This is a genomic window from Methylobacterium sp. A54F, from assembly GCF_053346035.1.
On record NZ_JBKFBF010000006.1, the window covers coordinates 118999 to 142133 of the forward strand.

Genomic DNA, 23135 nt, shown 5'->3' on the forward strand with positions numbered 1-23135 from the left:
CACGGGCCCCTGAAAACGGGAACGGCGGCGCCGGGGCGCCGCCTTGGGACCGAACGGCAGCGCCGAAGCGCCGCCTTTTGGGGATCGATGCCGGCACGCCCTCAGGCGTGGGCGGCTTCCCGCAGGTTCACCGCGGCGGGCGACAGCCCGAAGCGCTCGGCGAGATGCCAGCGCAGCTCGCGCGGCGAATGGTACCTGTAGGACTTGTCGATCATGTGGGTGAGGTCGACGGTCGCCTGTGCGGCGGTCGTGGCCCGCTTGAGGCCGCTCACCCGGAAGGTCGCCGCGTCGGTGACGGGCGAATGGGCGCTACGGCGCCGGGTATACTCGAACTGCATTGTTTTTTGTTCTTCTATCTCAAACCGTCGATATCCGACCCAATAGGTCGCCTCGACGTCGTTTCTGATTCTTGTGAAGCCTTGATGTCCCGTCCGGCGCAACCGCACCCGTGTCGAGCGGGCGGCGTCGGAAGGTGTCGGATGGCGCGCGGTGGCTGGGCCGGGCGATCCGGTCGGGAGGCCGGCCCGTGCGGGCCGGCCGAGGCAGCCTCAGGCCGCCTGGAGGTTGCCGGCCGCGTCCTTGCCGCTGCGCTTGTCGGTCAGGATCTCGTAGGAGACCTTCTGACCCTCGATGAGATTGCGCAGGCCAGCCCGCTCGACTGCCGAGATGTGAACGAACACATCCTTGCCGCCGTCATCAGGCTGAATGAAGCCGTAGCCCTTGGTCTCGTTGAACCACTTAACAGTGCCGGTATTCACGTATAGAACCTCGTATCGTCCATTGGTCATCATCTCACGTCTCATCGACGCAAGCGGTATGACCTCTTCCGTAGTCTAGACGGAGCGGCGGGGCGTGAGACGCAAGACCCTCTGAAGCGTCGGTCTCAAGGGTAGCCCCCCGATCTCCTATGTAGTCGCCCCGTGCGTCCGTAACAAGGCGTCCCCTGCAATCGGTCGCCGCGGAGGGTGCCGGACGGCGCGCCCGTGCTAGGCTGCGGGCGCATGGGAAGGGTCGGCCGCGCCCTGTAATTTCCGCGGCCCAGGGTGCATATAAGAATTCAGATCCAGGCAGTTAGGCGATTCATGGCGGGCATCTCGGTTTCGTTGGAAGGCGCGAACATCCAGCTTTCCTTCCAGAAGGACGACCAGGCGACGGCGGTCGTGATGGATGCGCGGGCCGCCCGCGCCCTGGTGCGCGCCGTGGGCCAGCTTCTGACCGCGATCGACGAGCCCGAGGATGCCGATCTGGCGGAGGAACTCGGCGACGAGGAAGTCGCCATGCTGGAGGTCACCTCCTCGGCGATCGAGGTCGGCACCGACGATCAGGGTCAGGCCGTCGTCGCCCTGCAGGCGGGCGCCCTGCCGCCGTTCCAGCTCCGCCTGACGGACGAAGAGGCCCGCCACGTCGCGACGAGCCTCTCCGAGATCCTCAACGCGCCGCGCGACGTGCGCGCGTCGCACGGCGGCCACTGAGCCGCGGCCCTCGCGTTCTACATCCGGACGCCGGGGTCGGTCGGCCCACCGGGCAGGTAGTCAGGCTCGGAGCCCGGGCCGGTCGGCTCGTCGATGCCGGGGTCGTTGACCGGATAGGGCGTGCGCGGGCCGGTCGGGCCGATATCGGGCTGCTCGTCCGGCGAGGGCGGCACCGGCAGGTCGCCGGGCGTGGGATCGGGAGTCGGAAGGCCGGGATTGGCCATGCGAAGCGTCCTTCGGATTGTGGGGATGTGGCGGGTCAACGAGGTCGCGCGCACGGGGGTTCCACCCGGACGAGGGGACGATCCGCACCACCCCCACCCACCTCCGTCATCCCGGGGCCGCGCAGCGGAGCCCGGGATCCAGACCTGCCGAGGCGGCAGGACGAGACAAGTCGGCGGCCCTGGATTCCGGGCGCGCCTCCGGCGCCCCGGAATGACGGGGGTGGTGGGTGATCCGCTCGATCGAAACGGGCCCTGCATCGGCAGGCCCCCGCGGACGTCGTGGGCCCACCTCGCCCGTCACCCCTCCCCCGTCACCTCGAGCACGAGGCTGCCGCGGATCGGGCGGCCGTACTCGTCGGTGCCCTCGACGGTGATGCGGTGGGCGCCGGGGCGGGCCGCGCCAGCCGGCAGGCGGGCCGTGAAGACGTGGCTCGACGGCTCCGCCCGGACCCAGCTCTTCGTGGTCTCCGGGTAGCGGGTGAAGAGCTCGGCCACGAAGGGGTCCGGCCGGCGCGTGCGGACGAGGTCCGCCGGTGCGCCGCCGTCGAGGCGATAGCGCAGGCGGGTGCGCGGGCCGCCGTCGAACACGTTCACCACGAGGTCCGTGGCGCCGAGGCTCTCGAAGGGCACCGGCGAGCGCAGGGTCTGCATCGGCCGGTGGTTGCGCAGCACCTCCGGGGCGCCCCCGCGCAGCTGGCTCTCCAGCACGATCCGCATCGTGCCGTCCGTCTCGCTCTGCGCCGGGTGGTAGCGGGTCGCGTAGTCGGTGCCGGAGACCGAGAGCACGTGGAAGCCGTTCGGCGTGCCGTCGCGGCTGTCGGCGGACGGGATGCCGGTGCGCGTGCTCGGCCCGCTCCACCACGAGCCCGAGACGGCGGTGAGCACGTGGTGATGGTGGCCGGGCCGCGGGTAATGGTGCTCGGTGGTATGGGTGTGCCCGGCGAGGCTCAGGACCTGACGTCCGTCGAGGAGGTCGAGGAGCGCATCGCGGTCCACCGTGCGCTGGCGGGCATCGTCCGCCACGTCGGTGACGAGGGGGATGTGCGTCGCCAGCACGATCAGCCGGTCCTGCGGCGTGACCGCCAGGAGGTTGCGCACGAAGGCGAGGTTGCGCTCGCCGATCCGGCCCTCGTAGTTGCCGTTGCCCTTGGCGGCATCCGGCCCGAGCCAGCGCACGTTGTCGAGCATGATGAACAGCGCGCGCCCGTGGTGGAAGGCGTAGCTCGGCGCGCCGAAGACGCGCTTGTAGGTCTCGCGGCTGTGGCGCGCGTCCGGCGCCTCGAAGTTGAGGTCGTGGTTGCCCCCGAGGCTGAACCACGGGATCCCGACGGTGCCGAGGATGCGGTTCGAGCGCCCGTAGAGGGAGAGGTCGTCGAACAGGATGTCGCCGGCGGTCAGCCCGAAGGCCGCCGGCATCCCGAGCACCCGCGCCACGGCCGTGTCGCGGACGTGCCCGAGCTCGGTCGGGCTCTCGGGCTGCGGGTCGGTGAACAGGATGGCCTCGAAGGCGTCGGGCTCCTCCGCCCGGGTCAGCCCGAAATCGACCGAGGCCGGGAGCGGCCCGGTGGGCTCGATGCCGCGATAGCGGAGCTTCAGCGCCGGCGGCGTGCCGTCCGGCTGGTGGATGTAGGAGAAGCGCGGGACGTTGTCGGGCCCGAGGGGCAGCGCCCAGCCGGCGGGCTTGATCACGAAGACGATGCCGTCGCCCGGCATCGGCAGCCGGTAGCGCCCCTCGGCGTCGGTGCGGGCGATCTCGCGCCCGTTCGAGACGAGCACGTCGGGGATGCCGCGGCTGCCCTCGGAGCGGGCCGCGCCCGGCGTCGACGCCTCGTAGACGATGCCGGTGGCCTCGGGCGCCGCCTGCGCGCCGGCCCCGGTGCCGGCGGCCAGCGAGAGGGCCGCGGCTGCGGCGACGGCCTGGCGGCGGGTGAGGTTCGGGCGGTCGGTCACGGCGCCTCCGGCAACGGTTCGGGCCGGCGACCGAAGCAGAGCCCTTTGACGCTGGCGTGACGGCGGCGGGCCTCAGCGCTTGGCTGCGGCCTTCACGCGGGGCTTCTCGCCCCCAGCGCCGCTGCGGGCGATCAGGGCCGCGAGGTGGTCCTGATCGTAGCCGCGGGCGACCTCGGACGGCCTCGTCACCTCGGGCGGCCGGGGGACCGCACTGAGCGCCCCGCGCTCGGCCGGGCGGGCCTCGATCGAGCCCGTCGTCGCCGGGTCGGGGATCGCCGCGACGGCCCGCGGCGCGGGCTCGCGCTGGACGCGCATGGCCCAGTGGGCCGCGGTGGAGAGGGCGGCAATCGCCAGGATCGCCTTGATGCCACCCGTGAGGAGGCGTCGCATGGTGGTCAGGCCCGAGAGAACGCGGTGAGACGCGGCCGGTTCACCGGCCCGTCGCCATCCTCTGCGCGGAGGGTGAAGGAAGCCTTGCGGGAGGCGCCGGGCCCCGTCCCGGAAGGGGGCAGGAAAGCAGGTGGGCCATGCGCCAAGGTCCGCGGTTCCTGTTCCCCGCGCTCCCGACACGCCTGCAGCGACTCGGCCCACTGAGCCTCACAGGTGCGCCCCAGAGAACTGGTCCGGGCCGTCCCGTCACTACCGGCCCCACGGCCATGCAGGCCCGAGCGGGCTCGCGAAACCTTCAGGCGCATCGGCCGCGGGGACCGCCGATGTAGGCGGCGCAGGGCTTGGCCGCAACCGGCACCTCGGCCGTTCGGCGGGTCTGTGACGATCCGCCTGAACGCGGAACGCCCGGCACGGGGTGCCGGGCGTTCGGTGGGGCCCCGGTCAGGCCGGGCGGATCAGCGCAGCGCGCCGCAGAAGCGCTGGATGCGGGTGCAGGCTTCCTCGAGGGTCTTCGTCGAGGTCGCGTAGGAGATGCGCAGGTTCGGGCCGAGGCCGAAGGCCGAACCGTGCACCGAGGCGACGCCCTCCGCCTGGAGGAGCTCCGTCACGAAGTCCTCGTCGGTCTCGATGGTCTTGCCCGAGGGGGCCTTGCGCCCGATCGTCTCCGCGCAGGACGGGTAGACGTAGAAGGCGCCCTCCGGAACCGGGCACTTCAGCCCCTTGGTCTGGTTCAGCATCGAGACCACGAGGTCGCGCCGCTCCTGGAAGGCCGCCTTGAAGCGCTTGAGGTGCTCCTGCGTGCCGTCGAGGGCGGCCACCGCCGCCCATTGCGAGATGGAGGACGCGCCCGAGGTCTGCTGGCCCTGCACGAAGTCCATCGCCTTGATGAGCTGCTCGGGCCCGGCCGCGTAGCCGATGCGCCAGCCGGTCATCGCGTAGGCCTTGGAGACGCCGTTCATGGTGAGCGTGCGCTCGTAGAGGCCGGGCTCGACCTGGGCCGGCGTCACGAACTCGAATTCGCCGTAGGTGAGGTGCTCGTACATGTCGTCGGTGAGCACCCAGACCTGCGGGTGGCGCATCAGCACGTCGGTGATCTTCTTCAGCTCCTCCCGCGTGTAGGCGGCGCCCGAGGGGTTCGAGGGGGAGTTGAGGATGATCCACTTGGTCTTCGGCGTGATGACCCGCTCCAGCTCCTCCGGCTGCAGCTTGAAGTCGTGCGCCATGTCGGTCTCGGCGAAGACCGGGGTGGCGCCGCACAGCACGACCATCTCCGGGTACGAGACCCAGTAGGGCCGCGGGATCACCACCTCGTCGCCGGGGTTCAGGGTGGCGAGCAGCGCGTTGTAGATGACGTGCTTGCCGCCCGTGCCGACGATGGTCTGCGAGACCTTGTAGTCGAGCCCGTTCTCGCGCTTGAACTTCTTGACGATGGCCTCGCGCAGCGGCGTGATGCCGGAGACCGGCGGGTACTTGGTCTCGCCGCGCCGGATCGCCTCGATGGCGGCTTCCTTGATGTGGTCCGGCGTGTCGAAGTCGGGCTCGCCGACCGACAGGCTGATCACGTCCATGCCGCCGGCTTTCAGCTCGCGCGCCTTCTGCGTCATCGCGATGGTCGCGGACGGCTTCACGCGGGAGAGGGCGTCGGCCAGAAAGCCCATGGCTGTAACTCCGGTTCGTCAGGACGTGATGGCGGCCGCCTCGCAGGGGCACGGCCGGCGCCGAACGGGCGGGGCGTGCGGGCACGCGCGGGCCGGGTCGTTCGCGGCGCGGACCCTAGTCGCGGGTCCTGAGCCGGGCAAGCGCGGATGCGGGCGATTCCCGGCGCGGATGTGCAGCCCTGCCGGATGCATGGCTCAGTTTCCCGCAGCGCATGGACGGGGCGCGCGCGGCCGGGGGCAGCTCCCCATCTGAGGCCGATGCTGCCGCTCTCCGTCCTCGACCTGTCCTTCGTCAACGTGGGCGCGAGCGCCGCGGACGCCCTGCACGATTCGCTGGCGCTCGCCGCCCACGTCGACGGGCTCGGCTACACCCGCTACTGGCTCGCCGAGCACCACGCGCTGCCCTCGGTGGCGAGCCCCGCGCCCGAGATCATGATCGGGCAGATCGCGGCGGCGACGCGCCATCTGCGGGTCGGCTCGGGCGGGATCATGCTGCCGAACCACGCGCCCCTGATGGTGGCCGAGCGCTTCCGGGTGCTGGAGGCCCTTTTCCCGGGGCGGATCGACCTCGGCCTCGGCCGGGCGCCCGGCACCGACGGCGTCACCGCCCAGGCGCTGCGCCGCCGGGACGCGCCGCGCGGCGGCGACGACTTCCTGGAGCGCCTGCAGGAGCTGATGCTGTTCGGGAGCGGCGGCTTCCCGGCCGGGCACCCGTTCGGGCAGATCGCGGTGATGCCGGACGGCGTCGCCCTGCCGCCGATCCACCTGCTCGGCTCGTCCGACTACAGCGCGCAGCTCTCCGCGCAGGTCGGCCTCGGCTTCGCCTTCGCGCAGCACTTCGCGGCCCACGACGCGGCCGACGCGATGCTGGCCTACCGCCACGGGTTCCGGCCCTCGCGCTGGCGCGAGCGGCCGCACGCGATCCTCGCCGTGGCGGCGGTCTGCGCGGAGACGGATGCGGAGGCCGAGCGGCTCGCGCGGAGCAGCCAGCTCGCGACGCTGCGCCGGGAGCGGGGCGAGTACGCGCCGCTGCCGAGCCTCGCGGAGGCGGAAGCCTACCCGTACGGCGAGGCCGAGCGGGCCCGGATCGCCCGCGGCCGGGCACGGCTCCACGTCGGCGCGCCCGCGACGCTACGCGGGATCCTGTCAGAGCTCGCGGCCGCGACGCAGGCCGACGAGGTCATGGTGTTCACGGCCGTCCACGACCAGGCGGCGCGGCGGCGCTCCTACGCGCTCCTCGCGGAGGCGTGGGGCCTCGAAGCAGGCCTCTAGGAATCGCGCGGAAGCCGGAGCGCCCCTCAGGGCCCCTCGCCCGGCCCGTAGTTCGCCGCGATCACCGGCTTCTTGCCGCGGATGTGCTGGCGCATCAGCGGCGAGAGGGCGGCGCCGTCGCGGACGCGCAGGAACGCGACCATCTGCTCGTGCTCGGAGACCGCCTGCGCCCACTGCTCCGCGGTCTGGTGGGCGGAGTAGCGCGAGCGCTGGATGCGCCCGGACAGGCTCGTGTAGATCGCCGCCAGCGTGCCGTTGCGGCTCGCGGCCATGATCGCCTCGTGGATGTTGCGGTTGAGGCGGAAGTACTCGGCCTCGTCGCCCGCCCGCCAAGCCGTCACCATGGCGTCGTGCTCCGCCTGGATGTGCGCGATCTCGCCGTCCGTGATCGTCCGGCAGGCGATGTCGGCGGCGGTGGCCTCCAGGCCGGCGATCACCTCCAGCATCTCCTCGATCTCGACCTGCGAGATGCTGGCGACGCGGGCGCCGCGGTTCGGCAGGAGCTCGAGCAGCCCCTCCGTCGCCAGGATCTTGATGGCCTCGCGCAGCGGCGTGCGCGAGATGCCGAAGCGCTCGGTCAGCTCGGCCTCGTTGATCCGCGCCCGGGGTTCCATCTCGCCGGATTGGATCAGGTCGCGCATCCGGTCCGCCACCTCGTCGTGGAGGTAGCGGCGGTTGATGCCGAGGCCGGTCTCGATTTTGTTCATATAGCAACGACTGGGAAAAGCGTGGGCCTCGTGTCCTGTTACGTTTAGGCGTGCTTGAAATCAGTGTCGAGAGATCAGGGCGCGATCCAGCACGCGGGCCACATGTTCCGCGTGCAATCCCAGGCCATCGTGAATCTGGTGGCGGCAGCTCGTGCCGTCCGCGACCACGAGGTCGCCGGGCGCGGCGCCCCGGAGGGCTGGGAACAGGGACAGCTCCGCCATCGCGAAGGACACGTCGATCGTCTCCGCGCCGTAGCCGAAGGCGCCCGCCATGCCGCAGCAGCTCGATTCGATCACCCGCACGTCGAGCCCAGGCACCTGCCGCAGCACGGTCTCCACCGGCGTGAAGGCGCCGAACGACTTCTGGTGGCAATGCCCGTGCAGGTGCGCCACCCGCCCCCCCTGGTCGGCGAGCGGCAGGGCGATGCGCCCCGCCGCGAGGTCGGTGGCCAGGAGCTCCTCGAAGAGCAGGCTGCTGCGGGCGAGGAGCGCCGCGTCGGGGCCGGGCAGCAGGGCGCCGAACTCGTCCCGGAAGGTCAGGAGGCAGGACGGTTCGAGGCCGACCACCCGGGCGCCCGCCCGCACGAAGGGCAGGAGCGCGTCGAGGGTTCGGCGGGCCTCGGCGCGGGCGCGGTCGGTCTGGCCCGAGGCCAGGTAGGTGCGCCCGCAGCAGAGCGGGCGGTTGCCGCGGGCGGGGGCGACCCGGTGCAGGCGGTATCCGGCCGCCGTCAGCACGCGCTCGGCCGCCTCCAGGTTCTCGCGCTCGAAGGCCCGGTTGAAGGTGTCGCCGAACAGGATGACGTCCCGGAAGGCGCCCGACACGTCGGACGGGTGGGCGACCTCGCCGGATTCCCGCCAGGGCCTGCGCCAGCGCGGCAGGCTGCGCCGCGCGGAGAGCCCGGCCAGGCGCTCCGAGAGCCGCGCGAGCGCGGGCACCCGGTCGCGCAGGTTGAGGAGCGGCGCGAGGCGCGCGGCGAGGCCGGCGTAGCGGGGCAGCTCGCCCACCAGCCGCTCCTTCAGGGGCAGCCCGTGGCGGGCGTGGTAGTGGTGCAGGAACTCGACCTTCATCCGGGCCATGTCGACGCCCGTGGGGCATTCCCGCCGGCAGGCCTTGCAGGACACGCACAGGTCCATCGTGCGCTTCATCTCGGGGCTCGTCAGGGCCTCGGGCCCGAGCTGCCCGGAGATCGCGAGCCGCAGGGAGTTGGCCCGGCCGCGGGTGAGGTGCTGCTCCTCGCGGGTCGCCCGGTAGGACGGGCACATCGCCCCGCCCGCGAGCTTCCGGCAGGTGCCATTGTTGTTGCACATCTCGACGGCGCCGCCGAAGCCGCCCCAGTCCGACCAGTCGAGCGCCGGCTTGGCGGGCTCCGTCACCGCGTAGTCGGGCCGGAACCGCATCAGGTCGCGGTCGTCCATGCGCAGGGGCCGCACGATCTTGCCGGGGTTGAGCCGGTTGTCCGGGTCGAACCCGTCCTTCACGGTCTCGAAGGCGCGGGTCAGGCGCGCGCCGAACAGCGGCTCCACGAACTCCGAGCGCGAGATGCCGTCGCCGTGCTCGCCCGAGTAGGAGCCCTTGTGCCGGCGCACCAGCTCCGCGGTCTCCTCCGCGATGGCGCGCATCTTCGCGACGTCGCCGCCCTCCTTCATGTTCAGGATCGGGCGCACGTGCAGGCAGCCGACCGAGGCGTGGGCGTACCAGGTGCCGCGGGTGCCGTGCTTCGTGAACACCTCCGTCACCGCGTCGGTGTAGTCGGCGAGGTGCTCCAGCGGCACCGCGCAATCCTCGATGAAGGAGACGGGCTTCGCGTCGCCCTTCATCGACATCATGATGTTGAGGCAGGCCTCGCGGACCTCCCAGACCGGCTTCTGGCGCGCGGGCTCGGGCACCTCGACCACCGCATCCGGGAAGCCGTGGTCGCTCATGCAGGCGTCGAGGCGCTTCAGGTCGCGCATCAGCGCGTCGCGGTCCTCGCCCGCGAACTCGGCGAGCAGCAGGCAGTTCGGCCGGCCGCGGGTGATGTCGGCGAGCGTCGTGCGAAAGAGCGGGATGTCGGCGCCGAGCACCAGCACGTTGTTGTCGACGAGCTCGACCGCCACCGGGTTCAGGTCGACGATCGCCTTGGTGGTCTCCATGGCGGCCCGGAACGACGGGAAGTGGCACACGCCCATCACCCGGTGGGTGGGCAGGCGCGACAGCTTGAGGGTCACGCTCGTCGTCGCGGCGAGCGTCCCCTCCGAGCCGACGAGGAGGTGGGCGAGGTTCGGGCGCGGCTCGATCAGCGAATCCAGGTTGTAGCCGCCGACCCGCCGCTGCACCCGCGGGTACATGCGCTCGATCTCGTCGCGGTTGGCGTGCGCGAGGTCGAGCATCCGCCGCGCCAGGTCCTCGGCCCGCTCGGAGCCCGTGACGCCGGACGCCTCGTTGCCGGTGAGCCCGAAGCCGAAGGGCTCGCCGTCGTGGAACAGCGCCTCCAGGCCCAGCACGTTGTCGCTCATCTTGCCGAAGCGGAGCGAGCGGGCGCCGCAGGAATTGTTGCCCGCCATGCCGCCGATGGTGCAGCGGCTCGCCGTGGAGGGCTCGACGGGGAAGAACCAGCCGTCCGCCTTCAGCCGGGCGTTCAGGCGCTCCAGCACCATGCCGGGCTCGACCGTGACGACGCCCGCCTCGCGGTCGTAGGCCAGCACGCCGTTGAAGTGGCGCGAGCAGTCCACCACGAGGCCGCGGCCGATCGGCTGGCCGTTCTGCGAGGTGCCGCCCCCGCGCAGGATCACCGGCACGTCGTGCTCGGCGGCGATCTTCAGGGTGGCGACGATGTCGGCGGCGCTGCGCGGCAGGACGACGCCGGCCGGCACGATCTGGTAGATCGATGCGTCCGTGGCGTAGCGGCCCCGCGTGAAGGCGTCGAAGCGCACCTCGCCGGCGAGCGCCCGGGCCAGGCGGGCGCGGCCTGCGTCGGGGAAGAGCGCCCGGTCGGCGACCGGTTCGTGCCTGAGCGCGGCTTGCGCCATCGAAACCTCCCACCCGCGATTTTTCCCTGGATATGGATTTTGTATTTAAAATGCAATCCAGCTCACGGTCATGTGTCAGCCCTATTCCGGGCGTCGGGCGTGCCCCGCCGGGCGCGCGGTCTCACGGCCCGCGCCGCCGATCATAGCGGACCGCGGTGCCGATAGGGCCCGGCGTCCCGCGGCGAACGGCCCGGGGGACGGAATGGGAAGGGGACAGCGGATGGGCCGGCCTGACCGGCCGATGCAGGTGCGCGGATGCGGGGACGCAACGCCCCGCATCCGGCCTGCGGGCCGCGCCGTCAGGGCGCGGCGGAGGCCTCTCCCGCGCTCACTCGGCGGGCGCGGGCTGGGGCAGCGGCGGGGGCAGCGCCTCGAACGGGCGCTCGGGATGCATCGTGAAGGCGAGCGCCGCGCCGAGGACGAGGAGGCCGACCGAGCCCGCGAAGGGCAGGATCCAGTTGCCCGTCACGTCGACGATCCAGCCGAAGGTGAGCGGCGAGACGATGGCCGCGAAGGCCGAGCCGAAGTTCATCAACCCGCTCGCCGTGCCGGCATACTGGGGCGCGATGTCCATGGGCACCGACCAGATCGGGCCGATCACGAGTTCGAGGAAGAAGAACCCGCCGCTCAGCAGCAGCGCGATGATGGTCAGCTCCTTGGTGAAGAACACGCCCGCGAGGCAGGCCGCGGCGCCCAGCATCCCGATGCAGATCACGTTGCGGCGCGCCTTCTGCAGGTCGCCCGTCTTGCGCAGGATGCGGTCGCTGATGACGCCGCCGAGCGTGTCGCCGACGACGCCGGCGAAGAACACGCCGGATGCGAACAGCGCCGAGTTCTTGATGTCGAGGCCGTATCCGTCCTTGAAGAAGGACGGCAGCCAGTTGAGGTAGAGCCAGAGCGACCAGCCGTAGCAGAAGTAGGTCAGTGTCACCGGGGCCATCCGCGGGATGAGGCGGCGCCACGGCACGGGGGGCTTCGGGGCGGCGGCCTTGCGGCCGTGGATCGCCAGGCGCTCCAAGTCCTCCGCGGTGATGGCCTTATGCTCGCGCGGGTCGTCCCGGTAATAGACGTACCAGATCGCGACCCAGGCGAAGCTGGCGATGCCGAGCAGCACGAAGGCGCCGCGCCAGCCCATGAATGCCATCAGTAGGACGACAAGGGGCGGCGTGACGGCGTTGCCGAACCGGGCGAAGGAATGGGTGATGCCCTGCGCGAAGCCGCGCTGGTCGGACGGCACCCACGATTGCATCGCCCGCGTCGCCGTCGGAAAGGTCGCGCCCTCGCCGAAGCCGAGGATGAAGCGGACGAGGAACAGCGAGACCACGCCGCCGACGAAGCCCGTGGCGATCGTCGAGGCGGCCCAGATCAGGCCGCAGATGAACAGCGTGCGCCGCGCGCCCCACTTGTCGGCCATGGCGCCGCCGATGATCTGGAACGCGGCGTAGGGGTAGGCGAAGGCGGAGAAGATCAACCCGAGCTGGGTGTTCGTCAGGCCCAGCTCGGCCTTGATGGCGGGCGCGGCCGTGCCGACGTTCACCCGGTCGACGTAGGTGATGAAGTACATCAGGCAGAGCAGGAACAAGACCATGCCCGGCGCTGTCACGCGCCTCGGTATCGCGATCATGGGGCGTCCTCCGGTGAGATCGATGCGATGGCCCGGTCTTGTCTGCCGGGCTCGGTCGCTGGAGCCGCCGGTTGGCCCGGCGGTGGGCATCCGCCGGACCGGCTCGGGTCGGGCGTGGGGTGCGGCGGCCCGCCGCCGGGGGCGGACCGCGAAGCTGTGAGGCCTGCAGGCCGGCGGCGCCCGACCTCAGCGGTCGAGGGGCTTGCGGAGCTTGTGCATGGCCGCGACGACGCCGCCGCCCTGGTGCGGCACGCCGGCGGCCGCGAGACCCATCTCGACGCCCGACAGGGCGCCCATCAGCGTCAGCGCGTTGGTCTCGCCGAGATGGCCGATGCGGAAGACCTTGCCGGCCAGCTTGCTCAGGCCGGCGCCCAGCGACATGTCGAACCGGTCGAGTACGACCTTGCGGAAGGCGTCGGCATCGTGGCCCTCCGGCATGAGGACCGCGGTGAGCACCGGCGAATGTTCCTCGGGCTCCTGGCAGAGCACTTCGAGGCCCCAGCCCTGCACCGCGGCGCGGGTCGCGGCGGCGAGCCGCTGGTGGCGCGCGAAGACCTCCGGCAGGCCCTCCTCCAGCAGCATCGCGATGGCCTCGCGCAGGCCGTAGAGCAGGTTGGTGGCGGGCGTGTAGGGGAAGAACCCGTTGGCGTTCGGCTTCAGCATCTCCGCCCAGTCCCAGTAGGACCGGGGCAGCGTGTTCGACCGGGACGCGGCGAGCGCCTTCTCGGAGATGGCGGTGAAGCCGAGGCCCGGCGGGAGCATCAGCCCCTTCTGCGAGCAGCTCACCGTCACGTCGACGCCCCACTCGTCGTGCCGGAAGTCCGCGGAGCCGAGCGAGGAGATCGTGTCGACGAGGAGGAGCGCCGGGTGGCCGGCCCGGTCGATCGCGCGCCGGATCGCCCCGACCCGGCTCGTCACCCCCGTGGAGGTCTCGTTGTGCACGACCATGACGGCCTTGATCGCGCGTGCGCGATCCTCGGCGAGCTTGGCTTCGACGATCTCGGGATCGACGCCGCGACGCCAGTCGCCCGGCACGAACTCGACCTCGATGCCCCAGCGCGCCGCCATCTGCCGCCACAGGGTGGCGAAGTGGCCCGTCTCGAACATCAGGACCTTGTCGCCCGCCGAGAGCGTGTTGACGATGGTCGCCTCCCACGCCCCCGTCCCGGAGGACGGGAAGATCACGACGGGTCCCTCGGTCTGGAAGACCTTGCGGGCCCCGTCGAGGACCTCGCGGCCGAGCCGCCCGAACTCCGGCCCGCGGTGATCGATCACCGGCATGTCCATGGCGCGCAGCACGCGCTCGGGGACCGGGCTCGGGCCCGGAATCTGGAGGAAATGGCGCCCGGTGCGCGAGGTCATGGCGTTCTCCCGTCAACTCGGGAGCGCAGGATCGCCCCGAATCTGTTCTGTCATTCATAATTTTGCATTCATTTTTAGAGGATGCAAGGCGTGGATCCGTCCCGACCGGACATCGAGCGCAGACCGTATGCATTCGATCGGAGCGTCTGCCCGCCGCGCATCCGCATCCCGGCGCGTCGCCTAGCGGGGAGCGAGGTGCTACAAACGCTCCATGAGGACGTCACCGAGCCCGCCGGACACCGATCAGCCCATGCCCGGACACCTGAACGGACACCGGGCGGACACGGCGCCGGACGCCGTCCCGGCGTCCGGCAAGACGGTGTACGACGAGGTCCTGAAGCGGCTGCGCGACTTCATCGTCGAGGGCAACCTTCCCGCCGGCGCCCGGGTGCCGGAGCGGCAGCTGTGCGAGACCTTCGGGATCTCGCGAACGCCCCTGCGCGAGGCCCTGAAGGTGCTGGCCTCCGAGGGCCTGATCGACCTGCTGCCCAATCGCGGCGCCCGGGTGAGGCAGATCGAGGGCGAGGAGCTCGTCGAGCTCTTCGACGTCATGGGCGGTCTCGAAGCCCTCGCCGGCCGGCTCGCCTGCGAGCGGATCACCGAGCCGATGTTCGCCGAGATCGAGCGCCTGCACCACGAGATGTACGTGTTCTACCTTCGGCGCGACCTGCATGGATACTTCCGGTGCAACCAGGCCATCCATGAGAAGATCGTCGAGGCGGCCGGCAACAGGACGCTGCGCGCCAGCTACGACATCCTGGCCGGGCAGGTGCGGCGCGTGCGCTACTCGGCCAACCTCGACGCGCAGCGCGACCGCTGGGGCGAGGCCATGCGGGAGCACGAGGAGATCCTGGACGCCCTGCGCCGGCGGGCCGGCGCCGCGCTGAGCGACATCCTGTTCCGCCACCTCCGCAACAAGCAGCGCGCAGCCGCCCACCAGGAAACGGAGCCCTCGCCCGACCCAGCCCACCGCGAGGATTGAGCACACCCGATCACGCGTCCAGCGAGCCGTCAGCTTCGCCGCGTCCGCGGCAACCGACGGTTGCCTACGGACTAGGACCGGCGACGGCCGCACATTTTGCATTCAATTTACAGACGTCGCTGCCACGATGGTATTCGGACGGATTGCGGCGCGCGGCGATCCGGCGCCGGCTATGCTGCGCCGCGTGAGACAGAACGCGAGGACCGCATGGAAGCCTACCGCACCCTCGAAGCCCGCTTCAGCCGCCTCGACGCCCTCGGGGGCGCGGCCGGTATCCTCGGCTGGGATTCCCAGACCCTGATGCCGGACGGGGCGGCGGACGGGCGGGCCGACCAGCTCGCGGTGCTGCGCGGCCTCGCCCACGAGATCCTGACGGGTCCGGAAACCGCGGACCTGCTGGCGGCCGCCGAGGACGTGGCAGGGGCGCTCGGGCCCTGGGAGGCTGCGAACCTGCGCGAGATGCGCCGCGGCTTCGTCCACGCCGCGGCGGTGCCCGGCGACCTCGTGGAGGCGAGTTCCCGGGCGGTCTCCCGCAGCGAGATGACGTGGCGCGAGGCGCGCCGCACCGGCGACTTCGCGCTCCTGCGGCCTCACCTCGCCGAGGTGCTGCGCCTGCAGCGCGAGATCGGCGCCGCCAAGGGTGCGGCGCTCGGGCTCACGGCCTACGACGCCCTCCTCGACGGCTACGATCCCGGCATGCGGCGGGCCACCATCGATCCGCTGTTCGCCGCGCTTCGCGCCCGCCTGCCGAGCCTCGTGGCGGAGGCCCGCGCGCGGCAGGCGGCGGAGCCGGCGCCGTTGCCCCTGCCCGGCCCTTTTCCCGTGGAGCGCCAGCGCGACCTCGGCCTCGTGCTGATGCGCGCGGTGGGCTTCGACTTCGCCCGCGGGCGCCTCGACGTCTCGCTCCACCCGTTCTGCGGCGGCGCCACCGACGACGTGCGCATCACCACCCGCTACGACGAGGCCGACGCGACGCGGGCCCTGATGGGCGTGCTGCACGAGACCGGCCACGCCCTCTACGAGCAGGGCCGGCCCGCGGCGTGGCGGCGCCAGCCCGTGGGCGAGGCCCGGGGCATGAGCCTGCACGAGAGCCAGTCCCTCATCGTCGAGATGCAGGCCTGCCGCTCGGCGGCGTTCTGCGCCTACCTGGCGCCCCTCCTGCGCGACGCCTTCGGGGGCGAGGGCCCGGCCTGGACGCCGGGAAACCTGCACGCGCTCTACACCCGGGTTGAGCCGGGCTTCATCCGGGTCGACGCCGACGAGGCGACCTACCCGGCCCACATCCTCGTGCGCTACGAGCTGGAGACCGCGATGATCGCGGGTGACCTCGCCGTGGCCGACCTGCCCGGCGCCTTCGACGAGCGCGTCCACGCGCTCCTCGGCCTCACCGTGCCGAACGACAGCCTCGGCTGCCTGCAGGACATCCACTGGCCCGGCGGCAGCTTCGGCTACTTCCCGACCTACACCCTCGGCGCCCTGGCGGCCGCCCAGCTCTTCCGGGCGGCCCGCGCCGCAGAGCCCGACCTCGTGGCGGGCCTCGCCCGCGGCGACTTCGCGCCCCTGCGCGGCTGGCTGCGCCGCCACGTCCACGCCCAGGGCAGCCTGATGAGCACAGATGCACTGCTCGAGGCCGCCACCGGCCGGCCGCTCGGAACGGAGGCGTTCCTGGCGCACCTCGAGGCGCGGTACCTGGGAACGGAGGCGGCCTGACCCGCTCGGGGCTTCGCCGCAGCAGATCGAGCCCGAAGTCCCTCGCCAGATCGGCGTCGATACACGCCTGGCAGGCCGGCGAAATGTTGTCCTGACGGGGCCCGGCGGGCATCGTCCGCCGATGCAGGAGCGACATGCCGAACCCGATTGGCCGCGTAGCGGCGGTGACGCGGCCGCGCGGATCCGCGGCTTCGACTGGGCTGCGACCGCGCTCGGCCCGATCGCGGGATGGTCCGACCGCCTCAGGCTGATGGTCGAGCTGGTGCTCGCCAGCCCGCTCGTGTCGAGCCTCGCCTGCGGGCCCGAGTGCGTGCTGATCTACAACGATGCCGCGGCCGCGCTCTACGGCGACCGCCACCCAGAGGCCCTCGGACGCCCCCTCGCGGAGGCGTTCCCGGCCGGGTGGGAGACCGTGGCGCCCTACTACGCCCGCGCGTTCAGAGGCGAGACGGTCCGCGTCACGGGCGAGCCCCTGGACACGCGGGACAAAGGCGCGATGGACGATGTCTTCGACGCCCTCCTCACGCCCGTGCACGAGGCGGACGGGCGGGTCGCCTACGTCCACATGACCGGCTCAGAGATCGGCATGCGTCAGCGCGCCGAGGAGCGGCTGCGCGCGGCCGCGGCCGAGTACCGATACCTGTTCGACGCCATCGACGAGGGCTTCTGCACCATCGAGGTTCTGTTCGACGAAGCGCAGCGACCGGTCGACTACCGCCTGCTCAGTGTGAACGCCGCCTTTGCGCAGCAGACGGGGCTCGTCGATCCTGTCGGACGGCGGGTCAGTGACCTCGTTCCCGACTTGGAGGCTCACTGGTTCGAGACCTACGGTCGGATCGCCCGCACCGGGCGCCCCGAACGCTTCGAGGACCGGGCCGAGGCCCTCGGGCGCTGGTACGACGTCTTCGCCTTCCCCGTCGGGGCGCCCGAGCGGCGGCAGGTGGCCGTCCTGTTCATGGACGTCCTGGCGCGCAAGCGCGCCGAGGAGAAGACGCGGGAGAGCGAGGCGCGGCTGCGGGCCTTCGTGACCGCGAGTTCGGACGCGATCTATCGCATGAGCCCGGACTGGTCCGAGATGCGCGAACTCAACGGGCGCGGCTTCCTCACCGACACGCGGAGCCCGAGCGGCAGCTGGCTCGGCGCGTACATCGACCCGGCCGACCAGCCGCGGGTCACGGCGGTGATCCAGGAGGCGATCCGCACCCGGGCGACGTTCGAGCTCGAGCACCGCGTGCGGCGCCAGGACGGCAGCCTGGGCTGGACCCAGTCCCGCGCCGTTCCGCTGCTGGACGAGGCCGGCGAGATCCGCGAGTGGTTCGGCACCGCGAGCGACGTGACCGCCCGCAAGGCCGCGGAGACGGCGCTGCGCGCGAGCGAGGAGCGGCAGGCGTTCCTGCTCAGGCTCAGCGACGCGCTGCGCTCGCTCGCCGACGCCGTCGCGATCCAGGACGCGGCCTGCCGCCTGATCGCCGAGCGCCTGCAGGTCGAGCGCGCCTACTACGTCGAGGTCGACGAGGCGCGCGGCATCGCCTCCGTGGCGCGGGACTACGTCTCCGAGGATGCCCCTTCGCTCGTCGGCGAGCATCCCGTCGCGAGCTTCTCCTGGTCGGTCGATATCCTGCGCCGGGGCGAGTGCCACGTCGTGGCCGATACGCGGACCTCCGCGCTGATCCCGGAGGCCGACAGGGCCGCGCTGGCAGCGCTCCGGATCATCGCGTGCGCGGGGGCCCCGCTGATCAAGGCGGACGGGCTGGTCGGTGCGCTCTGCGTCACCACCTCGTGGCCGCGCGCGTGGGGCGCCGAGGAGATCGAACTCCTGCGCGAGGTGGGCGAGCGCATCTGGTCGGCCATCGAGCGTGCCCGGGCGGAGGCGGCCCTGCGCGACAGCGAGGAGCGGTTCTCCCAGTTCGCCGCCTCTTCGGCCGACGCCCTCTGGATCCGGGACGGCGAGACGCTGACGATGGAGTACGTCAGCCCGGCCATAAGGACGATCTACGGCGTGCCGCCCGAGGCGCTGCTCGGCGGCGTGGAGCACTGGGCCGCCCTCGTCGTGCCGGAGGACCGGGATCTGGCCCTGGAGCATCTGCGGCGCGCGCGGACGGGCGAGGCGGTCGTGCACGCGTTCCGCATCCAGCGCCCCTCGGACGGCGCGTTCCGCTGGATCAGGAACACGGACTTTCCGTTGCACGACCCGCACGGCCGCGTGCAGCGCATCGGCGGCATCGCACAGGACGTGACAGAGGCGAGGCTCGCCACCGAGCATGCGGGCGTGCTGCTCGCCGAGTTGCAGCACCGGGTCCGCAACATCATGGCTGTCATCCGCGCCATCACGGAGAGCACGGCCGAACGGGCCGAGACCGTGCCGGACTACGCGCAGAGGCTGGTGGGACGCCTGATGACGCTCGCCCGGGTCCAGGCGCTGCTGACCCGTGCGGCGAATGTCGGCGTCGGCGTCACGGAGGTCGTGCGAGACGAACTCAGCGCCAAGGCGCGGCACGAGAGCCAGTACCGCGTCGATGGACCCGACCTCGTCCTCTCGCCGAAGGCCGCCGAGGTGCTGACGCTCGCCGTCCACGAACTGACGACCAACGCCCTGAAATTCGGCGCGCTCGCCGCACCGCACGGGCGTGTCACGGTGCGCTGGGCGACGTTCGAGCGGCGCGGAGCGACCTGGCTCGGCTTCGACTGGACGGAGGACGGGGCGCCTCGGGCCGACCCGCCCGTGCCGCCGCGGCGCGGCTTCGGCAGCGAGCTGATCGAGGAGCGCGTTCCCTACGAACTCGGCGGCCACGGCAAGGTTGTCATCGAGCCCGGCGGGGCCCGCTGCCGCCTGGAGTTTCCCCTGGAGGATGGCGACAGCATCCTGGAAACGGACGCACCCCAGCGGGCGACGGTCTTCGGAGGGGCACTCGACATGGCGGGTGAGTTCGATCTGAGCGGCCGGCGCGTGCTCGTGATCGAGGACGACTTCTACCTCGCCAAGGATGCGGCCCGTGCCCTGCGCGGTGCCGGCGCCGAGATCCTGGGACCGTACCCGAGCGAGGAGGCGGCCCACGACGCGCTGGAACAGCAGCGCCCCGACGCGGCCGTGGTGGACATCAACCTCGGGCGGGGACCCTCCTTCAAGCTCGCCGCGACGCTCAAGGACAGGGGCATCCCGTTCTTGTTCACCACCGGCTACGATCTGGAGGTGATCCCGCCCGAGTTCGAGAGCGTCGAGCGGCTCCAGAAGCCGGTTCAGCTGGGTGAGATCGTCGGCGTCGTCGCGAGGCTCGTGGGCGGAGCCGGGTAGGCCCGGGCCGGGAGCGGCCCCCTGATTCCTCCTACAGATTCACCACGTCCACCGCGTCGCCGAGGCGTGCCCGGGCGATCTCGGCGACGTGGGCGTGGTGGGTGAAGAGAATCGGCTGCAGGCGCTCGCCCACCGCCGCGAGCGCCTCGAGGCCGTGGGCGGTGCGGGCGTCATCGAAGGTGAGAAAGAGGTCGTCGCCGACGAAGGGGGCCGGCTCCGCCCGGCCGGCGTAGTCCTCCAGGTAGGCGAGGCGAAGCGCCAGGTAGAGCTGGTCCCGCGTGCCCTCGCTGAGGCCCGTCACCGGCACGAGTTCGCCCGAGGCGCGCCGACCCGCGATCCGCGCCGCGTCCGCCTCGTCGTAATCCTGCGCCAGCCCCGCGAAGGCGCCCCCGGTCAGCCCGGCGAACAGGCCGCCCGCGCGGGTCAGCAGCGGGTCCTGCTGGCCGGCCCGGTGACGCGCGACCGCCGAGCCGAGGAGGAGACCGGCGAGCCGCAGCACCGCCCATTGCCGCGCGGTGCCCTGCAGCTCGGCCTCCGCCGCCTTGCGTTGGGCGAGCGCCAGCTCCGCCCCGGTCCCGCCCTCAAGCTCCACGCGGCGGCGCTCGCCCCGGTCGCGATCCGCGAACGCGACCTTGCCGCGCTGGTCGAGGTCCTCCTCCTCCAGGACGAAGCCGCTCAGGACCGCCTCGATCGCCTCCGCGGAGGTCTCGGCGAGTTCGGCCCGCAGGGCGTCCTCGGCGAGGCCGTCCGCGGCGCGGGCGAGTTCCGAGCGGCGCTCGGCAAGCTCCGCCCGCAGGGCCGCGCGGGCACTGAGGCGCCCGTGCAGCGCCCGGGCGACGGCCGGGTCCGGCGCTGCCCCGGGGCACAGCTCGGCGAGGCGCTCGGCAAGCGCCGCCTCGGCCTCCGCGGAGGCCTGCGCCGCGGACGCGTGGCGGCGCGCGGCAGCGTCGCGCCGGCGCACCAGCTCGGCGCGGCGGGTCTCGTGGCCCAGCGCCGCCTGCAGGCGGACGTGCAGCGCCTTCATGGCCGCGCCGGGGGCGAGGTCGGCGAGCTCCGGCGCGTGCGCCGCGCACAAGGTCGCCACGGCGTCCCGATAGGCCTCCATGTCCCGCCGCATGCCCGCCACGCGCCCGAGGCGGTCCTCGCGCTCGCGTAAGGACGCGGGGACCATGCGCCAGGCGTCGAGGGCGGCCTCCGCCTCTTCCAGCCCGGCGACGCCGTCGAGCCCGAAGGCGCGGAGACCCGCCTGCCACGCCTCCCCCCAGCGCGCGGCCTCGCCGGCCGCCTCGGCAAGCCCGGCATCGAGCCGGGCGATCTCCTCGTCGGCCGCGCGCAGGCGCAGGCGCACCTCGCGCGCCCGCTCCCAGCGCGCCGTGAGGTCGGCGAGGTGCTCCTCCAGCCGTTCGAGGAGCCGCGCCGCGTCGAGGCCCGGCAGGTCGGTGAGGCCGGCGCGAAGGCCGAGCTCGGCCAGGGGCGCCCGGGCCGCCTCGATGCGGGCGCTCGCGTGGGCGTGCTCGATGCGCTGCGTCTCCAGCCCCTCGCCGCTCTCGACGAGGGCCTCCACCTCGGTCCGCCAGGCGGCCATCTCGCCCGGCGGGTGGGGGTCGATGCCGGCCGGCGCCCAGGCCCCGCGCCACGCCTCGTCGGCGGCCTCGCCCTCCGCGACGATATCGGCGAGGGCAGCTTCCACGGCTTCGGCGGCGGCGCGCTCCACCGCGAGGCGCTGCAGGTCGGCGGCCTGCTCGGCCGCCCGGGCCGCGTCGGCCACGAGCGCGTCGGCCGCTTGGTCCGCCGCCGCGACGGCCCGCGCGAGCGCGGGAACGTCGGCGGCCTCGCGGGCGCCCAGGCGGGCAATCAGGCCGTCGCGGGCGACCCGCAGGGCGTCGAGCTCGGCCCTCGTCGGGATCGGCCGGCCGGCCTCGCGCCGGCGCAGCCCGTCCTCGCGGTCGGCCACCGCCCGGCGGGCCGCCTCCCGCCGGTCGGCGGCGCGGACGCGCTCGCGCTCCAGGCCCTCCGCCCGCTGCCGGAAGCGCTGGATGGCGCCGACACTCGGCAGGCCCGTGCGCATCAGCGCGGCCATGTCGGCGACGGGGGGCGAGAGGCGCGCCCCCTGGAGCGCGAGGAGCGTCGTCGCGCGCCTCAAGGCCGCGTCGAGTCCTTCGCTCCGGAGGATCTCGGCCCGCAGCCCCAAGAAGCTCTGGAGGTCGCGGCGCAGCGGCCCGGGATCGATGGGCGGCCCCTCGCCCTGGCTCGCGGCGAGGCGCGCCCGCTCCTCGGCCCGCGCTGCCCGGTCCCGCACGAGGCGGGCGCGGGCGGCCTCTGCCTCGCGGCCCCGGCGGATCAGGGCCTCGATGCGGGTGCGGGCAGCGTCCGAGGGCAACCGGTCCCGCAGGGCGTCCGCGTCGGCGAGCCCGACGCGCCGGGCGAGGTGGGCGAGCTCGACCGCCGAGGCCTCGGCTGCCCCCTGGATGCGCTGCAGGTCGGTGCCGTCCTTCTCGAACCGGTCGATGCCCCGGAAGGCGTCGAGGATCGCGTCCGCCGCCGCCGCGAGGCCGTCCGCGGCCGGGACCGCGGCGAGCTCGCGCTCGGCCTCCGCGAGGGCGGCGCGCGCCTGCGCGGCCTCCGCAGCGGCGGCCTCCAGGTCCGCGAGGCCCCCGCCGAGGCGCGCGAGCGCGCCGGCCCCGGCCTCGATCAGCCCGGCATCGGCCTCGGCCCGCTCCCGCGCCGCGTCGATCGCGGCGATGAGTGGGGCCACGCGCTTCAGGCGCTCCAGGCGCGTGCGCTCGCGGGCGATGCGGCCGCGCTCGGCGCGGATCGCGTCGAGGCGCCGGCCCGCCTCCTCGATCTCCTCGTTGAGGTCGCGCCAGTCGCCCGCCCGCAGCTCGCCCTGGCGGATCGCCTTGCGGGCCTCGTCGTAGCGGCCGAGCGCCTGGTAGAAGGTCCGGTGCTGGGCGGCGCGGGGCATGAAGATGTCCGCGGCCTCGGTCTCCAGGTCTCGCTGCAGGCCGGTGTAGCCTCGCAGGCCCGAGGAGGCGGCGAGCAGGCTCGCGCCGACCTCGCCGCTCGCGTCCATCATCTCCTCGCCGCCGGCCCGGAGCGCCCGGGCGTCGAGGCCGAAGGCCCGGCAGAAGACGTCCCGGGTCAGACCGCCGAGGAAGGGCGCGAGCGCGTCCTCAGGCAGCGGCGCGTCGGCCGCGTCGACGAGGGTGTTGCGCAGTCCTTTGCGGCGGCGCACGGCGAGGCGGCGCCCGTCCGCGGCGGCGATCTCGGCGCCGATCCGCATCAGGGGCATGTCGTGCCGGAAGGCGTAGCGGGTGCGCGCCTCGATGCCGAACAGGAGGTCCGTGACGGCGGCGAGCGCCGAGCTCTTGCCGGCCTCGTTCGGGCCGAGCACGACGTGCAGCCGCGCCTCCGCCCGGAAGGCGACGACGCGGTCCGTGAAGGCGCCGTAGCGCTCGAGGTTCAGGCTGAGGAGACGCATGT

At 72.9% G+C, this 23135-nt stretch carries 16 protein-coding genes; 5 read left to right on the top strand and 11 right to left on the bottom strand.

Annotated features, from left to right (window positions below; translation table 11 throughout):
* Positions 1–101: 101 nt before the first annotated feature.
* Positions 102–338 carry an AsnC family transcriptional regulator gene (locus ACLBXP_RS11815; protein ID WP_447667853.1) on the bottom strand — a complete coding sequence of 79 codons (237 nt, stop codon included), beginning with the start codon at positions 336–338 and terminating at the stop codon, positions 102–104.
* 210 nt (positions 339–548) lie between these two features.
* Positions 549–758 carry a cold-shock protein gene (locus tag ACLBXP_RS11820; protein WP_447668038.1) on the bottom strand — a complete coding sequence of 70 codons (210 nt, stop codon included), beginning with the start codon at positions 756–758 and terminating at the stop codon, positions 549–551.
* A gap of 324 nt (positions 759–1082) precedes the next feature.
* On the opposite strand from ACLBXP_RS11820, the gene ACLBXP_RS11825 reads away from it, so the two are divergent.
* The gene (locus ACLBXP_RS11825; protein ID WP_447667854.1) at positions 1083–1472 is read left to right on the top strand and encodes a hypothetical protein; all 390 of its coding nucleotides are present in this window, start codon (positions 1083–1085) and stop codon (positions 1470–1472) included.
* Between the two features lie 17 nt (positions 1473–1489).
* Here the strand turns inward: ACLBXP_RS11825 and ACLBXP_RS11830 are convergent, their stop codons facing one another.
* From ACLBXP_RS11830 to ACLBXP_RS11845, 4 genes are all read right to left on the bottom strand, one after another.
* Entirely contained in the window at positions 1490–1696 is a 207-nt protein-coding gene (locus tag ACLBXP_RS11830; RefSeq protein WP_447667855.1) for a hypothetical protein, read from the bottom strand.
* Between the two features lie 297 nt (positions 1697–1993).
* The gene (locus ACLBXP_RS11835) at positions 1994–3646 is read right to left on the bottom strand and encodes a calcineurin-like phosphoesterase C-terminal domain-containing protein (RefSeq protein ID WP_447667856.1); all 1653 of its coding nucleotides are present in this window, start codon (positions 3644–3646) and stop codon (positions 1994–1996) included.
* A 72-nt stretch (positions 3647–3718) separates the two neighbouring features.
* Positions 3719–4036 carry a hypothetical protein gene (locus tag ACLBXP_RS11840; RefSeq protein ID WP_447667857.1) on the bottom strand — a complete coding sequence of 106 codons (318 nt, stop codon included), beginning with the start codon at positions 4034–4036 and terminating at the stop codon, positions 3719–3721.
* Positions 4037–4491: 455 nt separating this feature from the next.
* Positions 4492–5694 (bottom strand): pyridoxal phosphate-dependent aminotransferase, encoded by a 1203-nt coding sequence (locus tag ACLBXP_RS11845; protein WP_447667858.1) that lies wholly within the window; start codon positions 5692–5694, stop codon positions 4492–4494.
* Positions 5695–5952: 258 nt separating this feature from the next.
* Between ACLBXP_RS11845 and ACLBXP_RS11850 the strand changes: the two genes are divergently transcribed.
* Complete coding sequence (locus tag ACLBXP_RS11850; RefSeq protein ID WP_447667859.1) at positions 5953–6966, top strand: LLM class flavin-dependent oxidoreductase; 1014 nt, start codon at positions 5953–5955, stop codon at positions 6964–6966.
* Positions 6967–6992: 26 nt separating this feature from the next.
* Here ACLBXP_RS11850 and ACLBXP_RS11855 read toward each other — a convergent pair whose 3' ends face one another.
* The 4 genes from ACLBXP_RS11855 to ACLBXP_RS11870 form a co-directional block, all read right to left on the bottom strand.
* Positions 6993–7673: a GntR family transcriptional regulator gene (locus ACLBXP_RS11855; RefSeq protein WP_447667860.1), complete on the bottom strand. Its 681-nt coding sequence runs from the start codon at positions 7671–7673 to the stop codon at positions 6993–6995.
* Between the two features lie 60 nt (positions 7674–7733).
* Complete coding sequence (locus tag ACLBXP_RS11860; protein ID WP_447667861.1) at positions 7734–10682, bottom strand: FAD-binding and (Fe-S)-binding domain-containing protein; 2949 nt, start codon at positions 10680–10682, stop codon at positions 7734–7736.
* Between the two features lie 328 nt (positions 10683–11010).
* Positions 11011–12306, bottom strand: a complete 1296-nt coding sequence (locus tag ACLBXP_RS11865; protein ID WP_447667862.1) for an MFS transporter — start codon at positions 12304–12306, stop codon at positions 11011–11013.
* Between the two features lie 186 nt (positions 12307–12492).
* A complete protein-coding gene (locus ACLBXP_RS11870; protein ID WP_447667863.1) occupies positions 12493–13668 on the bottom strand; it encodes a pyridoxal-phosphate-dependent aminotransferase family protein in 1176 nt (391 codons plus the stop codon).
* Positions 13669–13918: 250 nt separating this feature from the next.
* On the opposite strand from ACLBXP_RS11870, the gene ACLBXP_RS11875 reads away from it, so the two are divergent.
* The 3 genes from ACLBXP_RS11875 to ACLBXP_RS11885 all read left to right on the top strand — a co-directional run bounded on the left by ACLBXP_RS11875 (position 13919) and on the right by ACLBXP_RS11885 (position 19652).
* Positions 13919–14650 (top strand): GntR family transcriptional regulator, encoded by a 732-nt coding sequence (locus ACLBXP_RS11875; protein WP_447667864.1) that lies wholly within the window; start codon positions 13919–13921, stop codon positions 14648–14650.
* A gap of 207 nt (positions 14651–14857) precedes the next feature.
* Positions 14858–16360, top strand: a complete 1503-nt coding sequence (locus ACLBXP_RS11880) for a carboxypeptidase M32 (RefSeq protein WP_447667865.1) — start codon at positions 14858–14860, stop codon at positions 16358–16360.
* A 121-nt stretch (positions 16361–16481) separates the two neighbouring features.
* Positions 16482–19652: a PAS domain-containing protein gene (locus ACLBXP_RS11885; RefSeq protein WP_447667866.1), complete on the top strand. Its 3171-nt coding sequence runs from the start codon at positions 16482–16484 to the stop codon at positions 19650–19652.
* Positions 19653–19683: 31 nt separating this feature from the next.
* On the opposite strand, the gene ACLBXP_RS11890 is transcribed toward ACLBXP_RS11885, so the two are convergent.
* Positions 19684–23133 (bottom strand): AAA family ATPase, encoded by a 3450-nt coding sequence (locus ACLBXP_RS11890; protein ID WP_447667867.1) that lies wholly within the window; start codon positions 23131–23133, stop codon positions 19684–19686.
* Between the last annotated feature and the right edge of the window lie 2 nt (positions 23134–23135).

Coding starts and splice junctions, on each gene's coding strand:
- ACLBXP_RS11830 (WP_447667855.1), bottom strand. CDS start 1,696: ATGGCCAATCCCGGCCTTCCGACTCCCGATCCCACGCCCGGCGACCTG.
- ACLBXP_RS11840 (WP_447667857.1), bottom strand. CDS start 4,036: ATGCGACGCCTCCTCACGGGTGGCATCAAGGCGATCCTGGCGATTGCC.
- ACLBXP_RS11885 (WP_447667866.1), top strand. CDS start 16,482: ATGCAGGAGCGACATGCCGAACCCGATTGGCCGCGTAGCGGCGGTGAC.
- ACLBXP_RS11870 (WP_447667863.1), bottom strand. CDS start 13,668: ATGACCTCGCGCACCGGGCGCCATTTCCTCCAGATTCCGGGCCCGAGC.
- ACLBXP_RS11890 (WP_447667867.1), bottom strand. CDS start 23,133: ATGCGTCTCCTCAGCCTGAACCTCGAGCGCTACGGCGCCTTCACGGAC.
- ACLBXP_RS11860 (WP_447667861.1), bottom strand. CDS start 10,682: ATGGCGCAAGCCGCGCTCAGGCACGAACCGGTCGCCGACCGGGCGCTC.
- ACLBXP_RS11845 (WP_447667858.1), bottom strand. CDS start 5,694: ATGGGCTTTCTGGCCGACGCCCTCTCCCGCGTGAAGCCGTCCGCGACC.
- ACLBXP_RS11825 (WP_447667854.1), top strand. CDS start 1,083: ATGGCGGGCATCTCGGTTTCGTTGGAAGGCGCGAACATCCAGCTTTCC.
- ACLBXP_RS11875 (WP_447667864.1), top strand. CDS start 13,919: ATGCCCGGACACCTGAACGGACACCGGGCGGACACGGCGCCGGACGCC.
- ACLBXP_RS11880 (WP_447667865.1), top strand. CDS start 14,858: ATGGAAGCCTACCGCACCCTCGAAGCCCGCTTCAGCCGCCTCGACGCC.
- ACLBXP_RS11850 (WP_447667859.1), top strand. CDS start 5,953: ATGCTGCCGCTCTCCGTCCTCGACCTGTCCTTCGTCAACGTGGGCGCG.
- ACLBXP_RS11815 (WP_447667853.1), bottom strand. CDS start 338: ATGCAGTTCGAGTATACCCGGCGCCGTAGCGCCCATTCGCCCGTCACC.
- ACLBXP_RS11855 (WP_447667860.1), bottom strand. CDS start 7,673: ATGAACAAAATCGAGACCGGCCTCGGCATCAACCGCCGCTACCTCCAC.
- ACLBXP_RS11865 (WP_447667862.1), bottom strand. CDS start 12,306: ATGATCGCGATACCGAGGCGCGTGACAGCGCCGGGCATGGTCTTGTTC.